This is a genomic window from Viridibacillus arenosi (assembly GCF_001955655.1).
Taxonomy (GTDB): Bacteria; Bacillota; Bacilli; order Bacillales_A; family Planococcaceae; genus Viridibacillus; species Viridibacillus arenosi.
The window spans coordinates 170,212-184,479 of record NZ_MSPW01000003.1; the positions used below are offsets into that span (position 1 = coordinate 170,212).

Annotated in this window: 17 protein-coding genes; 10 read left to right on the plus strand and 7 right to left on the minus strand. The window is 32.6% G+C overall.

Annotated features, from left to right (window positions below; all coding sequences use genetic code 11):
* Positions 1 to 154: 154 nt before the first annotated feature.
* Both BK137_RS07445 and BK137_RS07450 read right to left on the minus strand, forming a co-directional pair.
* Positions 155 to 871 (minus strand): ZIP family metal transporter, encoded by a 717-nt coding sequence (locus BK137_RS07445; RefSeq protein WP_051448627.1) that lies wholly within the window; start codon positions 869 to 871, stop codon positions 155 to 157.
* A gap of 274 nt (positions 872 to 1,145) precedes the next feature.
* Positions 1,146 to 2,063, minus strand: coding sequence for a C39 family peptidase (locus BK137_RS07450; protein ID WP_051448626.1), 918 nt, complete (start codon positions 2,061 to 2,063; stop codon positions 1,146 to 1,148).
* A 390-nt stretch (positions 2,064 to 2,453) separates the two neighbouring features.
* Between BK137_RS07450 and lepB the strand changes: the two genes are divergently transcribed.
* Entirely contained in the window at positions 2,454 to 3,014 is a 561-nt protein-coding gene (gene lepB, locus BK137_RS07455; protein WP_038181785.1) for a signal peptidase I, read from the plus strand.
* A gap of 350 nt (positions 3,015 to 3,364) precedes the next feature.
* Here lepB and BK137_RS07460 read toward each other — a convergent pair whose 3' ends face one another.
* Both BK137_RS07460 and BK137_RS22255 read right to left on the minus strand, forming a co-directional pair.
* Positions 3,365 to 3,907, minus strand: a complete 543-nt coding sequence (locus tag BK137_RS07460; RefSeq protein WP_038181782.1) for a hypothetical protein — start codon at positions 3,905 to 3,907, stop codon at positions 3,365 to 3,367.
* A gap of 301 nt (positions 3,908 to 4,208) precedes the next feature.
* Entirely contained in the window at positions 4,209 to 4,376 is a 168-nt protein-coding gene (locus tag BK137_RS22255; RefSeq protein ID WP_155981165.1) for a hypothetical protein, read from the minus strand.
* A 399-nt stretch (positions 4,377 to 4,775) separates the two neighbouring features.
* Between BK137_RS22255 and BK137_RS07465 the strand changes: the two genes are divergently transcribed.
* From BK137_RS07465 to BK137_RS07485, 5 genes are all read left to right on the plus strand, one after another.
* The gene (locus BK137_RS07465) at positions 4,776 to 5,759 is read left to right on the plus strand and encodes an MBL fold metallo-hydrolase (RefSeq protein ID WP_038181777.1); all 984 of its coding nucleotides are present in this window, start codon (positions 4,776 to 4,778) and stop codon (positions 5,757 to 5,759) included.
* Positions 5,760 to 5,777: 18 nt separating this feature from the next.
* The gene (locus BK137_RS07470; RefSeq protein WP_038181775.1) at positions 5,778 to 6,164 is read left to right on the plus strand and encodes a hotdog domain-containing protein; all 387 of its coding nucleotides are present in this window, start codon (positions 5,778 to 5,780) and stop codon (positions 6,162 to 6,164) included.
* A gap of 187 nt (positions 6,165 to 6,351) precedes the next feature.
* Positions 6,352 to 6,927: a LysE family translocator gene (locus tag BK137_RS07475; RefSeq protein ID WP_038181771.1), complete on the plus strand. Its 576-nt coding sequence runs from the start codon at positions 6,352 to 6,354 to the stop codon at positions 6,925 to 6,927.
* A 23-nt stretch (positions 6,928 to 6,950) separates the two neighbouring features.
* A complete protein-coding gene (locus tag BK137_RS07480; RefSeq protein WP_038181768.1) occupies positions 6,951 to 7,727 on the plus strand; it encodes an AraC family transcriptional regulator in 777 nt (258 codons plus the stop codon).
* 214 nt (positions 7,728 to 7,941) lie between these two features.
* Complete coding sequence (locus BK137_RS07485; RefSeq protein WP_038181765.1) at positions 7,942 to 8,136, plus strand: hypothetical protein; 195 nt, start codon at positions 7,942 to 7,944, stop codon at positions 8,134 to 8,136.
* A gap of 119 nt (positions 8,137 to 8,255) precedes the next feature.
* Here BK137_RS07485 and BK137_RS07490 read toward each other — a convergent pair whose 3' ends face one another.
* Complete coding sequence (locus BK137_RS07490) at positions 8,256 to 9,245, minus strand: NADPH:quinone oxidoreductase family protein (protein ID WP_038181764.1); 990 nt, start codon at positions 9,243 to 9,245, stop codon at positions 8,256 to 8,258.
* 121 nt (positions 9,246 to 9,366) lie between these two features.
* Between BK137_RS07490 and BK137_RS07495 the strand changes: the two genes are divergently transcribed.
* The 3 genes from BK137_RS07495 (at position 9,367) to BK137_RS07505 (ending at position 11,336) form a co-directional block, all read left to right on the plus strand.
* Positions 9,367 to 9,966, plus strand: a complete 600-nt coding sequence (locus BK137_RS07495) for a TetR/AcrR family transcriptional regulator (RefSeq protein ID WP_038181762.1) — start codon at positions 9,367 to 9,369, stop codon at positions 9,964 to 9,966.
* Positions 9,967 to 10,495: 529 nt separating this feature from the next.
* Entirely contained in the window at positions 10,496 to 10,930 is a 435-nt protein-coding gene (locus BK137_RS07500; RefSeq protein WP_038181758.1) for an IDEAL domain-containing protein, read from the plus strand.
* 190 nt (positions 10,931 to 11,120) lie between these two features.
* Positions 11,121 to 11,336, plus strand: a complete 216-nt coding sequence (locus tag BK137_RS07505) for a hypothetical protein (RefSeq protein ID WP_038181755.1) — start codon at positions 11,121 to 11,123, stop codon at positions 11,334 to 11,336.
* Positions 11,337 to 11,608: 272 nt separating this feature from the next.
* Here the strand turns inward: BK137_RS07505 and BK137_RS07510 are convergent, their stop codons facing one another.
* Positions 11,609 to 12,214, minus strand: coding sequence for a hypothetical protein (locus tag BK137_RS07510; protein ID WP_038181751.1), 606 nt, complete (start codon positions 12,212 to 12,214; stop codon positions 11,609 to 11,611).
* Entirely contained in the window at positions 12,211 to 12,849 is a 639-nt protein-coding gene (locus BK137_RS07515; RefSeq protein ID WP_038181748.1) for a hypothetical protein, read from the minus strand. The genes BK137_RS07510 and BK137_RS07515 overlap by 4 nt, the downstream gene beginning before the upstream one ends.
* Before the next feature lie 272 nt (positions 12,850 to 13,121).
* Here BK137_RS07515 and BK137_RS07520 point away from each other — a divergent pair, with 272 nt between their 5' ends.
* Complete coding sequence (locus BK137_RS07520; RefSeq protein WP_038181744.1) at positions 13,122 to 14,243, plus strand: ABC transporter substrate-binding protein; 1,122 nt, start codon at positions 13,122 to 13,124, stop codon at positions 14,241 to 14,243.
* Positions 14,244 to 14,268: the final 25 nt, after the last annotated feature.

Consider the following 14,268-nt stretch of genomic DNA (forward strand, 5'->3'; position numbering starts at 1 on the left):
ACAGCTACTTCTTATTCCTGTATTTTTAATTATTATGGTTATTGTTAAATAATTTCAGTAAGCTGGTCATATAAATTGACCAGCTTTTTTTCTAAGAACTATTAACTTTGTGGATATCACTTCTACACAAACAAGCATTTGTTTTCGTTAAAAACTAAATAAGAAAAAGAAATCCACCAATTACTAAAAAACTTATGACAGCTAATAGTAAAACACCAGAAGAATCTTTAATAGACTCAAGTAATACTTCTTTGATAGTGACCATATATATTGTGCCCGCGGCTAAACTAATAGCAAAGGACCAAATCATTGGATTGCCAATACCAATTGAATTTCCTATGTAAACGCCAATGCCAACTGGAAGAGAAATAATCAAAGTTAAAAAGAACAAGGTCCATACTCCAAGACCAGCTATAAATAAAGGAGTAAATACAATAATGCCCTCAGGTATATTATGAAGTAGGATAGTGTGTAACAGCGATTCCTTGACTGCTGAGTTTTGATTTGCTCCTAGCACAATTCCTATAGGTAAATTGTGAAATGTAATGCTAAGCATTAACATTATTCCAGTTTGTAGAGCACCCTTTTTCACATGATTTTTGGTTGCCCCAAATAGAATATGCAAAACTTTATGAGCAAATTGAAACAATACCACTCCTGCAAAGAAACCGAGAATGAAAGTGATCCAGTTGCCAAGAAAGATCGCTTCAGGTGCAATTTCAAAACTTAGTAAACCGAGAGTTAAACCTGCACAAATACCGTAAATGATATCAATTTTCTTTTGAACACCTTTTAATATCCACGCAATTATGCCACCTACGCTAAAGCCACCTACAGTGTACACATAACCAATAACATAAATTAAACTCACTATATCATCCTCACTCAGACTAACTGATTGTCTGTCTATAAGTTAATATGAATTCAGCCATGAATTTATGAAGGGTGATCATAATGACTAGATTATGAATGCTCTCTTTGAAGAGTAGAGAGTAGCAAAAATCTCCTTTAAGTTAATGATTTGGGACGAAACTCGGTAAAACTTCCAAATTAACAGTAAAAATATTCACTAATTCACTAATGATTAATGCGCATTAAAAAAGTACACTATTTAAATAGCCTAATAGTGTACTTTGTTTAATATTTTATCGAACTACAACGCCCCATTGAAGTGCATTGTACGCACGTTCAAAGTTTGACTTGCTTACCCAATATTTTTCCTTTTTACTATTTGGATCTGCTACATAGTATGAGCCGTTGCTGTTGTATCCGATGACAGTAACAACATGCATATTATCAACGATTTTCTTTGTACCTGCACTGCCCATTTTCCATTTGGCCCAAACTGGCTTTTTAAAATCCAATGTTACGTAGACAACAACTGGATTTCCTTTATCTAATTCTTTTTTGATTTGAGAAGTAGAGTAGCCTGATACATTTGCAACTTTACTGTTATATTCTTTACCATAAGTAGTTAATGGTTTTGGGAAGATGGATTGGAATACGCCATTTTGGTTTGCATAAGGATTGCCACCAGCAAAACCTTTATACGGATTACCACCCTTGTCTTTTGGCATATCATCTAAAAATGTACGTAAGCCGACTTTTGAATACCCTTTGTATTTTAAAGCCATCAATAAACTTGCTCCTTCACAGCCAAATGGAGCATTCACAGGTGATAATTGACTTACAAAAGGTACTTTCAACGTTTTACTAGAATAGTTTTTGACGACAGTACTTGAAATCCAACCTATTTTGTTATTTACCTTTACCTTATGCCAAGTTGTAGAACCTACTTTTTTTGTAGCATACGAAGTAAAAACTTTTCCTTTTTTCGCTGAAGCAATCACTTTATATTTAGTTCCTGCATTTGCACGAACGTTTGATATGTACAAAGTTTGAATCTTCTTAACAGGTGCACTAACCTTAGTAATATGTCTATGCATTTCAGACCCAGCAGTAATTGATGTTGTTTCTGATGTTGTTGAGCTAGTTGCTGACAAGCCGCTTAATAATAAAGAAAAACTCATCGTACTAGCTACTAGAATGTTTGTTTTTTTCAATTTAAAAACCTCTCTAAGTTGTTTTTTGTTAAGGTAACTCTCCACAAAAATTCTCCATCTTTTAAAAAGTTGTCTAATTACAACGAAAACGGATAAGATACCATTAATATCATATCATGTATGTTAATTGTTTTGTAAAAGGCAGCAATCATGGAACGAAATATTACTTTAAAAGAACGATATTATTAGAACATTTTCTAAATATATTTGTTGTATATAAACATTGATTGAAATGGTTCATATTAAAAAGTAGAGAACTCCAATAATAAATAGCATGATCATTGAATGAAGTTTTTTTATATTCATATATTAAACAAAGGCAAAGAGTGAAACTAATGAAATTCTCCATTATAGACATACTTAATTGTGATAGTTAAAGGAGAGAAATAAATGACAAATGTGAAAGCAGAAAAGAATTCGCTTTGGGAATGGACAAAAGCCTTATTCATTGCAGTTGGACTAGCGTTTATATTTCGCTTCTTTCTATTTACTCCCATTATAGTAGAAGGCGAATCAATGATGCCTACTCTAGAAAGTGGGGAACGAATGATTGTTAATAAAATAGGTCACCCTGATCGTTTTGATATCATTGTGTTTCATGCAACTGAGGACAAGGATTATATTAAACGCGTAATTGGCTTACCTGGAGATCATATTGAGTATAAGAGCGATCAATTATACATTAATGGTCAGCCGCATGAAGAACCTTATCTAAATAGATATAAAAGGAGTCTATTGGATGGAGGGACACTAACTGAAGACTTTACACTTGAAGATTACACTCAAATGTCTGTTATCCCAGAAGGTTATGTCTTTGTAATGGGGGACAATCGAAGAAATAGTACTGATAGCCGAATCATTGGTTTAGTTCCAATGAATAATATAGTAGGGAACGCTAATATAACGATTTGGCCAATTGATGATATAGGGTTCATTGAAAAATACAAGTAAATAATGGGCGTATTCTGTAGATGTAATATAGGATACGCCTCTATTTTCGTTCTATTAGGAACTCAATTATTATTTATGGATGGAATTCTTGTGGATGAACTCAATTTAGGCGAAGGTACGATTAGGTTCTATGTATTTATAGCGATTGTTGGCGTTAGTTTTTTAAATATTATTAGTTATTTTATTAGTAAAAATAAAGATTAGTATGATTGTTAATAAGCTGATAACAGTAAAAATCGTTTAAAATGACAAAAAAAATTTAAGAAAACCAGATGTATAACAAAAAACTAAGTTAGACTTGTTGACTAAGTCTAACTTAGTTTTTTTTATTAAGACTCCAGTTGCTTGAATTACGATTCTTCTTTTTCATTTGGATAGTCAATAGAATTAGCTATTTCAACTAAAATTTCAGTTGTCACCTTATGAGAAACCCTTTTATCTATGATTAGCATATACTGCCACTTACCTCTTTCGAAAACAAGTACATTAAAATCTGAAACTCTCATCAATGTTGCTTCATTTCCATTCTTTAGTTTTAAAGTGTCCAATATATATTTCTTTCTTATAGGAACTTTCGCTTCGATAGGTCGAATATCGATTTTATAATGATTTTCAGAAGCCTGATCATTTATAAAAACCACTTCGAATGAGTGATCATACTCACTAAATCGTCCAAAATAATGAGTAAAACTTATTGGTGGAACTCTAAGTGGTAACTCCAGTTTTTCATTATAATGTTGTGCGAATTCGTTTGAAGCGGCTACTACGGTTTTGTAACCAATCTCAGGATATATCTTTTCATATGGACTAGGTTTATCATTTGCTATTGCAAATACAGTTAAAAAGAACAGTGAAAAAGATAAAAACAAAAGCAGGGAAAAAATTTTTTTCATATTTCACCACCTCATAATTACGTTGACTGTATTATTCCCAGTCTTATCGAAATTATTAAGTGGTAAGTCTTTGTAATAAGAGACAATTTTATAAGCAGCACTCATAAACGATGTTTAGTTTTCCATAGAGGTTGCATGATTTTAGTCGGAAATTTATGTTAAAAAAGTTATAAAATTTATAAAGAAATGTAATCACACTAACGAGACATTTTAGTGCATTAAGAAAAAGAGTTTTATACTTAAGGCGAGAAATCTTAAATAGCGGGAGATACGCTTCTATTATAAATTTGTGGGTGCAATGTTATAAAGGGAGACTGGTTTTCCTATCACCACCACAGCCAGTTCTTGTCCGAAGACTGCTACCGCCGTCATTCTCCCAGCGATCAATGTCCAAGTAATCATCTTCCCAGCCTTCAGGTATTCCTCCGCCACCTGGAGGGGTTCCAGTTCCTATAACTGAAATACTCACAATATCAACAATGTCATTTTATACATCATCCTTTTTTTAATATTTCATACCTATATCTATATTATGTAATGTATATGTTTAAGTTCATTGCCTATACCAAAAAGGAGGATATTCATTGGCAATTCTTTATAGATTATCTCTTTTTAGATAAATAATCTCCTTAAATTAATGGGGAAAGCGTTGATTCAAGAAGAATAGATGATTTCAATGTTGAAGTTGTATCTGTATTAAAAAGGTATTATTAAATGTATATAGAAGTATTTATTAACAACTGTTTGAAAAGGTTGATTCAAATGAGAAGATTTTTATTATTATTTTTAACTGCACATGCAAAAAATTCAATTGAACGAACGCTCAATTAGCTTCGTTTTAGTTCACAAGATTTAGGAGGAATAACTAATGGGGCAATCTAGTATTATTTTTTTTGAAAGAAAATTTCCGAGTGCAAACATGATTCTTATTAAGGATCAGTTACCGATCCTAATTGATACTGGTTTTGGGAGTGATGTAAAGGAGACTGAGAAATTAATAAAAGAAGTAGGTGTATCACCAGAAGAATTACACCTTATTGTGAATACGCACTATCATAGTGATCATGTTGGAGGTAATTTTCATTTCCAAAAAAAGTATGGTGTTACGATTGCTGCTCATAAATGGGACGCCGATTTAATTAATTCTTGTGACCCTGAATCTTGTAGTGCAGAATGGTTAGATCAACCTGTAGAACCTTATCGAGTTGATACGAAGCTCTCGGATAATGATGAGATTCATACAGGAAGTAGAATCTTGAGAGTCTTGCACACACCGGGACATACGTTAGGGCATATTTCTTTATATGAACCTGAAGAAGAGATATTAATATGCGGGGATCTCTTTCATAAAAATGACATTGGTTGGTTAAATGTTTTTCGAGAGGGTGTCTCGTCTATCCAACGATCACTTGAAAGTTTGGATCAGTTGTCCAAAATCCGGATTCAACATGCATATTCAGGACATGGATCTGAAATAGAAAATACTAAAGCTTCCATAGATGCTGCAAGGGAACGGTTCGAAAAGTGGCTCAAGATGCCAGAAAAAATTGCATGGCATGCCTGCAAAAGGATATTTTCATTCACATTAATTATAAAAAACGGTTTGGCAAAAGAAGAAGTTGGAAACTACCTACTAAAGTGTGGTTGGTTCCAAGATTTTGCACGCTACTCTTTCCAGCTTCAACCAGAAGAATTTATCCAAATCCTGCTAGATGAAATGATTCGTTCCGGAGCAGCAAGCTGGCATAATAATCATTTAATCGCCAACACTCCATTCCAAGCACCACAAAAGAAATGGATGGACAAGAACATCAAACCGAAAGAATGGAAACTTCAAGATTTTCTCAATTAATTAAAAGGGGAGATTTATATGCCATTAAAAGTAGGAGATATCATTACATTTGAACGGACTTTTACAGTAAGAGATGTTGAATTATTCACAGAAATTTCAGGTGATGAAGGGATTCATCATAGAACACCAGATGAACAGGGAAGACTTGTAATTCAAGGGTTATTAACGGCATCTCTACCAACAAAAGTAGGTGGAAATCATAACGTATTGGCTCGTAATATGAATTTCGAATTTTTAAGACCTGTGTATACGGGGGATACAATTATTTGTGAAGTGAAAATTGAAAAATACGAAGCGCAAGCAAATAATAGAACAGCTATTATCGCATCTTTTATATGTGAAAACCAAAACGAAAAAGAAGTATTAAAAGGGGATTTCTCAGGTGTAATACTTGAAGCTCTATAAACTATCTTCAACAAACAAAGGCTTTGAGTTCAATTATATAGATTTCAAAAATGCATTGGGTAGAATTTATCCAATGTTTTTTTATTAATTCGAAGAAAAGCTGTATTTATTCCTGCAATAATATACTATATGTCATTAGTTTTAAGGTGTAATAATTATATGAAAATACCTTAAAAGGAGTTTTAATATGAATATTGCATCTGTTATAATATACTGTTTTATTGTTACTTTTACACCAGGACCTACTAATATCGTTATACTATCTACAGTACATAACTTCGGGGTAAAAAAAGCCTTGGAATATACATATGGTGCAACTATTGCTTTTGGTGCCTTGCTTATTATATCTGCAATGCTAAATACAGCACTGATAACGGTTATACCGAAAATATTAATTGTTATGCAGACGATCGGAAGTATTTATATGCTTTATCTCGCTTATCAAATTTATAAAATGGATTCATCAGACTCAAATGGAACTAAAGATGGTACCTTTATGTCAGGTTTCACTATGCAGTTTTTAAATCCTAAAGTTGTACTATTTACAATGACTGTTTTTCCTAACTTTATTTTGCCCTATTATACCTCAATGTCTGTGTTGACAATCAGTGCTTTAGTTATAACTATCATTGGATTTTTAGCATTTATTACTTGGGTACTTTTCGGTGCAATCTTTAAAAGTTTTTTGCAGAAACATGAAAAGATGGTTAATGTAATAATGACACTATTTTTAGTGTATGCTGCCATTATGATTTGGATGTAGTAGGGTGATTAGAGGTGAATAAGATGGATAAATTTATTTATAAAAAAACGGCAGGTATTACGGCGTTATCAGCAAGTCTTACGGATTTTAAGTATAAAAAGCATTGTCACGAGGAGTATGCAATAGGTGTAACATTGCGAGGAATTCAACATTACAATTTGGACGGTAGTTTACAATTATCATATAAAAATGGTGTAATGCTATTTAACCCAGAACAAGCACATGACGGAATGGCGCATGATAAGGCAGGTCTTGATTACGTAATGTTATATATTGAGCCACAATTGCTTTTAGAAGTTATTGAGAAAAAGGATATAGTACGTTTTTCTTCTCCTATTGTGTATGATTATCAACTTGAACAAAGAATATTAAGTCTTTCTAATGCAATATTAAATGAAAAAGAAGATGCTTTGTGTAGTGAATTACTCATATCCCTCACAGATAGCCTTATTCAAAGTAACCTTTCTACAGATCATAAGAAAGATAATACTTTAATTAGAAAAGCAAAGGTTATGCTCCATTCGAACTTAGAAAATGTACTTAAATTAGACGAGATATGTAATCAGCTTAATTTATCGAAATTTCAATTTATTAGATTGTTCAAAGCACATACTGGGATTACACCATATCAATACTTTCTTAACTGTAAGATAGAACGAGCAAAGCAGTTAATAGAAATGAATAGAGATATTTATTCAGCAGTAGCAGAATGTGGTTTTGTTGATTTAACACATTTAAATAAACACTTTAAAAGCGTATATGGAACAACCGCATTTGAATATATGTCTCATTTAAATTGAGAACTATTACTAAGCTTGTGGTGTTTGATTGCATTAAGATTTTTGGAAAAAGATTTGGCAAAAAGATAAAGAAGAATTATGATACACTCAAGTTGCAACTGATAAATTTAGCATTAGTTTATCTTATTTCCGGTTTATGTTAATAGCTGAACGTACCTGATTGTTGGTTTTTATAGTTTAATAGTTCAGAGAATAAGGTGGAGGATTAAATCGAATGATAATTGTTAGTTTTATAATAATTGCTTGGATACTTAGTTGGTTTAAGTTTGAGCAGATTTTTATTCAAGCATTTAAAGAACTTTTTAACAAGGAAATTTCTACGGCCAGCTACTATTTCATATTCGCATGTTTAGGCGCAATTGGCGATATAGTGGCACTATTAAATGGTAGTTATTTTGATAAAATTTAATATGTTTTCTTGCTTTTAAATGTGAAGTTTTATTTTTGAATATTCATTGTATTTAATAGTTTTAAGTAGAATTAAAGTAAAAAAAGTGACGAGAATTTATATATCTCGTCACTTTTTTATTATAATTTTACAAGTGTTCTACCTTTTGCTTGCCCCTTAAGAAGGGTAGGGAGAACATCTGGAAGTTGTTGTAGTGTTACTTCTTGCTGTATGAATTTTTCTATGTTTTTTGGCTTGAAATCTGTCGCTAAACGGTCCCAAACTTTCATACGTGTTTCCATAGGACAATACACAGAATCAATTCCAAGTAAATTTATTCCTCTTAAAATAAATGGGAAGACGTTTGTCGGAAGTTTAGTCCCTGCTGTTAATCCACTTACTGCAACTGAACCGCCGTATTGAATTTGGCTTAATAAAGATGCTAGTGGTTCGCCCCCAACTGAATCGACGGCTGCAGCCCATTTTTGTTTGCCTAACGCTCTAATTTTCCCATCAAATACCTCTTCACGAGAAACAATTGTAGTGGCCCCAAGGCTTTTCAAAAATTCTTGTTCAGATTCTTTACCTGTACTTGCCTCAACTTGATAACCAAGAGTTGAGAGAATAGAAACTGCAAAGCTACCAACACCTCCAGTTGCACCTGTTACAAGTATCTTACCCTTTTCTGGAGAAACACTATTTTCTTCTAATCGCAGAACGGACAATGCCGCAGTAAAACCAGCTGTTCCAATAATCATTGCTTCTTTTATCGTAAGGCCTTTTGGAAGTGGAACTATCCAATTAGCTGGAATACGGGCATACTCACTATAGCCACCGAAATGAGAGACACCAATCTCATAGCTAGTCGCAATAACCTCATCACCTTCATGAAAGCGAAGGTCATTAGATGAAACTACGATACCTGCTAAATCAATTCCAGGAACAAAAGGATAGGTGCTAACGATATTACCATTTGGAATAGTAGCCAAACTATCTTTATAATTGATCGATGAATAGGATACTTTGATTAACACATCACCTTCGGGTAAATCTTCTAGAGTTAGATCTTTAACTTTAACCGTAAAATCATCCTCTTTATTTACTACCAATGCTTTAAATCTATCTATCATTAGAACCACCCCTGTATTATACTTCGACTTTAGAATAACAAAATTATTCTGACCGGTCAAAATAATTTTGTTGAGTTTAAATTAATGTATAATTGTTTTATTAAGTTTTACGGAGGTAACTATGAAAAAGAAAGAAGAAGTACGAAAAACACAAATAATGAAAGCAGCCTATAATGCAGTTTCGGAATTAGGTTATGATAACGTCACTCTACAGCATATTGCGGATAATGCTGGCGTATCAAAAGGGGTTGTTCATTATTATTTTAACAGCAAACAAAACATACTATTAGAGTTACTAGAATCCATCACAAATCAAATTTATAGATATGAATTAGAAGCGATTGATAAACACCAAACAGCTATTGAAAAACTTAAAGCTTATCTTGACGCAGTTTTTATTTCACCGCAAAAGAATAGAAAGTTTTACAGTGTCTATTTAGATTTTTTAGCTCAAGCAAATGGAAATGAAGACTATAAAAGAATAAACATGAACTTTTATGAGAATTGCTGGGGAATTGGGAAAGAGATAATTGAATTAGGCAAAAAAGAAGGTGTATTTAGACAAGAGAGTGACACATTAACAAATGCAAAAATGATGAGAGCCCTTATTGATGGTTCATTAATTCAATGGTTAACATGTAATGAAGAAGAGCTACATCAATTCTATAAAGATTCCTGTATAAATAGCATCTTAAATTTACTACAATATTCGAAGGAATAGGTTGAAAATGCTGTAATAAACAATTAGTAATAGTTGATGGAAACGAATTAAAAGAAGTTGTTTAAATGAAGATTTCCCGGCTAATAAGGTCTGAACTCGTTGTTGAACAGAGTTCGGGCCTTTTATTTTTTCCTTCAATATCTTTTCAACATTATAATATTACGGTTAACTACTGAACTTAGACAACTAAGCTTATGCTATAGGTTATCTGGTGCATTATGTTTCTAATGCCGTTGAAATGAAACTTTTAAAGCTAGGTTTTATAGAGTTAAAGGTGTTGTAAAAGCTAATGATGTAAATGAAGCTCTATTGGTATTAGAAAAACGTGTAATTGTTGAAAACAAAATACATATGATTATGTTTGTGTGTTGTTTAGAAATTGTTAAATTTATCGAAGTTGTATAAGAAAAACAACCAGTTGTTGTTTCTCTTTTGGAATACATTATATAAAGTCTGAAAATTCAAAACATTATACAGGTATTTATCGCGAACTAATATATAAAGACTGATTGAGGAGGCGTAGGATCATATGGAAGTATTGTGTTATGAACCAAGTAAAATACGGATAAATTCTAGAAAAACACTAATAATGGACTTTTTAGCAGGTGATATTGTGATTAAAATCAATGGTGAATTGTACTTTTTAGAGTCAACCAATGGACATTGCATAGAATTTGATATAAATAAAAATTGTATTGTAAATGATAACTCCACTTATAGGTTCACTAATAATACAGTACTTACCCTTCGAGACCTTGCTGAAAAAAGCAACCTTATTGCGGTTATTAAAACATATACAAATCGTTTCGTTACAAAATTACAAAAGTTAAATGAACCACAAATATCACCAGAAACCGATAAGCTCATTGCTGAAATTGAAAAGAAAAATTTAGAGTGGCTGATTGATATTGCATTAGACATGAGAGATAAAGAAATGTTTTTTAAATTAATAAAAGGACCATAGATTAAAAGTTGCCATATGTATTCAATTCTTAATCTAAAGTTATTTAATTATCCTAATATTTTGAATTTATTACTCGAAAAGATTTATAATAAAGAGAGAGTATTTATAAGCAATTATTAAATACACATTGGATTGGTGACTATCCAAAAAAGTCGAGTAGTGTAAATTCTTCATCATTAGGGGTGTATAAATGACTGAACAAATTAGTATTTTTACCTTAAACGGCATATCTGAAGATCCATTATTTAAAAAAATTGAGCAGTTGCTGGTCGGAGAACAGGTTATGATCCAAAGTTACATGGTGGAGCGTACAAACAAATTTTACGAAATTCAAAATGATGAGGTACATGAATGCTTTCAAACCACTCAAGAATGCTGTAACTATATTGACAATATAGACTATTGAATGTCATTAACAACATCACAGATACAAAAAGAATTAAAAGAATAGAAGTAAAGCAAATATATGTGAAGACATACCAATTTGACTAAGTACCTATATTAATGAACTGATTAAGAAAATTTTGATGAAATGATTAAAACCAATACCCTTCCAACAATGAATGAATAGGAGGGTATTGGTTTTATCATGTTGATATGAAAAAACGGTATTAGTAAACACGAATAATTTGTCTACTTGGGAGGGTGAATTCCAACAGAAGTATTTTAGGTTTTTATTTATATCTTACCTTCCGCAAGCCACGGAATAAAGCCGTCTAAAAATCTCTCTGTAGCTGGCATGAAATAAGCTCCGAAATGATAATCTGGATCTAATGTAGTGATTATTAATGTCCCTTTCGTGCTGACTTTATCAACATACATAACAGCGCCACCATCTTCGGTTGTAATTAACTTTTCAGCTCCGTTTGGTGGCCAGAAAACACCGTGCTGATGCCAAGTAGCATCGGTTAATGTAAGATAATTAAACAAGTCATAGTGAGGAGCGGCTAATACTAAACCACTTTTCGCTCCTTTTTCAAGCCACCACCAGAAATTCGTTTCGCGCTCCTCCCATTTTTGGTTCGGAAGCCATTCCCAAGGCTGTGGACCAAATGCAACTACAATCCCGCCGTTATTAGCAAATGAACGTACTTTGTTTGCTGCACGCATTAATAATTTTTCGTTTAATTGAGAAGGGAAGAGGAGTACGTCAAATTCCTCTAATACTGTTTGCTCGAATTCTGGAAAATAGATTAGTTGGGTAATATATTTGTTAAATTTAGGTTCATTAAACGTTCGGTTATGGGGGGCATTGCCACTCATAATTACTGCTATTTTTCTCATATGTTTTTACTCCCTTGATGTAAAGCATTAATTTCAGAATGTATCCATTGTAGTAATTGTTCACTAATACGGTCTGTTGTTTTGTTTTGTTTGTAATACCAAATAAGGTCTTTACCTGCATGTGCTAAAATGGTGCCTTTAGTTGTATTGCGGTCAATATACGTGACAGGTTCATTGTTTGGCAATGTGACCAGTACTTCTGCATCCGTTGGTATAGGATGGTGACCACGTGCAAAGAAGCCCGATACACCTTTGTTGTATGTCATATCGTCAGGGTCAACACCTGCAAATATCCCTTGGTCTTTTATGATAGTAAGAGCGTAATCACTATGGTGATTAATGGTTTTCGGGATGAAATGACTAGCACCAGGTAACCAATCAATATACAGATGTCCACAGAAAACAATTAGTTTTTCATCATTTAAAAATTGTTCGATTAATCCTTTATGTATAGCTAGAAAGCGTTGGTCAACGAATTCAGGGATGATCAATGCTTGAATAGAAGATAAATCTGTTTTATCTAAATCATACTGATCAATCAATGTCATATTGTCATTGATAAAAGGGTTAGTTCTTCGTTCAAGTCCAAATGCATTGCCTGGATCTAAAATTAAAATCTCTTCTTTAGTTGTCATAATAATCCTCCAAAATGCTTGTGAATGGTGTATATGCCTATAATTGATTTCATCTTATCATTAATGATAATCATTATCAAATAGAATTTGAATAAATATATGCTAAAAAAGAACATATAAGAAAAAAATAACAAATGGTTACTAAGTTGGTTTGTTGAAAAATGTCGAAAAGTATTGACTCTTAGGATTAGTATCCTGTAAAGTATAAAGTGATATTGATAATCATTATCATTCGTTTATTTGAATCAAATTAATTTAGGAGAGTTGAACTTATGAATTGGAAATACCCATTATCAGCATTAGCCATTTCTGCGTTATTAGTAGGTTGTAATCAGACGGACAATGCTAATAAATCATCATCAAAAGAAACAGTAGAATCGAAAGAAGAAACTATTATAAAGGACGAATTAAATCGCGAAGTAAAAATTCCAACAAACCCTGATCGCGTTGTAGTAGGTGGCATCCTACCTTATTTTTCTACTTGGTATGTTGCTACTAATTCTACAAAAGAGATCGTGGGTATGCATCCAAACTCATTTAATGCTGCTTCGCATTCAATCTTAAAAGACATTTCACCAGATATTTTAAAAGCGGATACATCTTTTATTAAAAATGGTGAAGTGAATATAGAGGAATTGATGAAAGTTAATCCAGAAGTCTATTTTGAAATCGCATCGGACGAGAAGTCAATAAATAAGTTAGAAGAAGCAGGTGTTCCCACAGTCGCACTACAAGCAACATCAGATTCGGATGATCCATTAGAAATATTAAATCGATGGTTAACATTAACTGGGGAAATTACAGGAACAACAGATAGACCAGAGCAAATTATCGATGAAGGTAAAAAGTATCAACAAGAGATTAATGATAAGCTTGCAAATGTCAAAAAAGAAGATAAGCCAAAGGTAATGATTCTTCAATACCATAGCGATAAAGAAATATCAGTAGCAGGCTCTAATATGCATGGCAATCGATGGATTAAAGCAACTGGTGGTAAAGATGTTGCAGAGGCTGATGTTCAAGGAATTAAAGCAGTCAATATGGAACAAGTGTATAAATGGGATCCAGATATCATCTACATTACAAATTTTACCGAAACACAACCAAAGGACTTGTTCAATAACACGATTAAAGGACAAGACTGGAGTCAGTTAACAGCCGTGAAAAATAAACAAGTGTTCAAAGTACCTCTGGGCATTTATCGCTGGTATCCACCAAATGGAGATGCACCTCTTATGCTGAAATGGATGGCACAGCATAACCATCCAGAATTATTCGATTATGATATGACTGAAGAAATTCAAAAATACTACTCAAAATTCTATAACTATGATGTAACAGAAGACCAAGTAAAAGACATATTAAATCCATCTTCTGAAGCTGCAAAGTATTAAGAAAACAACAAGTGAAGGTGAATTG

Coding starts and splice junctions, on each gene's coding strand:
- lepB (WP_038181785.1), top strand. CDS start 2,454: ATGACAAATGTGAAAGCAGAAAAGAATTCGCTTTGGGAATGGACAAAA.
- BK137_RS07460 (WP_038181782.1), bottom strand. CDS start 3,907: ATGAAAAAAATTTTTTCCCTGCTTTTGTTTTTATCTTTTTCACTGTTC.
- BK137_RS07465 (WP_038181777.1), top strand. CDS start 4,776: ATGGGGCAATCTAGTATTATTTTTTTTGAAAGAAAATTTCCGAGTGCA.
- BK137_RS07470 (WP_038181775.1), top strand. CDS start 5,778: ATGCCATTAAAAGTAGGAGATATCATTACATTTGAACGGACTTTTACA.
- BK137_RS07475 (WP_038181771.1), top strand. CDS start 6,352: ATGAATATTGCATCTGTTATAATATACTGTTTTATTGTTACTTTTACA.
- BK137_RS07480 (WP_038181768.1), top strand. CDS start 6,951: ATGGATAAATTTATTTATAAAAAAACGGCAGGTATTACGGCGTTATCA.
- BK137_RS07485 (WP_038181765.1), top strand. CDS start 7,942: ATGATAATTGTTAGTTTTATAATAATTGCTTGGATACTTAGTTGGTTT.
- BK137_RS07490 (WP_038181764.1), bottom strand. CDS start 9,245: ATGATAGATAGATTTAAAGCATTGGTAGTAAATAAAGAGGATGATTTT.
- BK137_RS07495 (WP_038181762.1), top strand. CDS start 9,367: ATGAAAAAGAAAGAAGAAGTACGAAAAACACAAATAATGAAAGCAGCC.
- BK137_RS07500 (WP_038181758.1), top strand. CDS start 10,496: ATGGAAGTATTGTGTTATGAACCAAGTAAAATACGGATAAATTCTAGA.
- BK137_RS07505 (WP_038181755.1), top strand. CDS start 11,121: ATGACTGAACAAATTAGTATTTTTACCTTAAACGGCATATCTGAAGAT.
- BK137_RS07510 (WP_038181751.1), bottom strand. CDS start 12,214: ATGAGAAAAATAGCAGTAATTATGAGTGGCAATGCCCCCCATAACCGA.
- BK137_RS07515 (WP_038181748.1), bottom strand. CDS start 12,849: ATGACAACTAAAGAAGAGATTTTAATTTTAGATCCAGGCAATGCATTT.
- BK137_RS07520 (WP_038181744.1), top strand. CDS start 13,122: ATGAATTGGAAATACCCATTATCAGCATTAGCCATTTCTGCGTTATTA.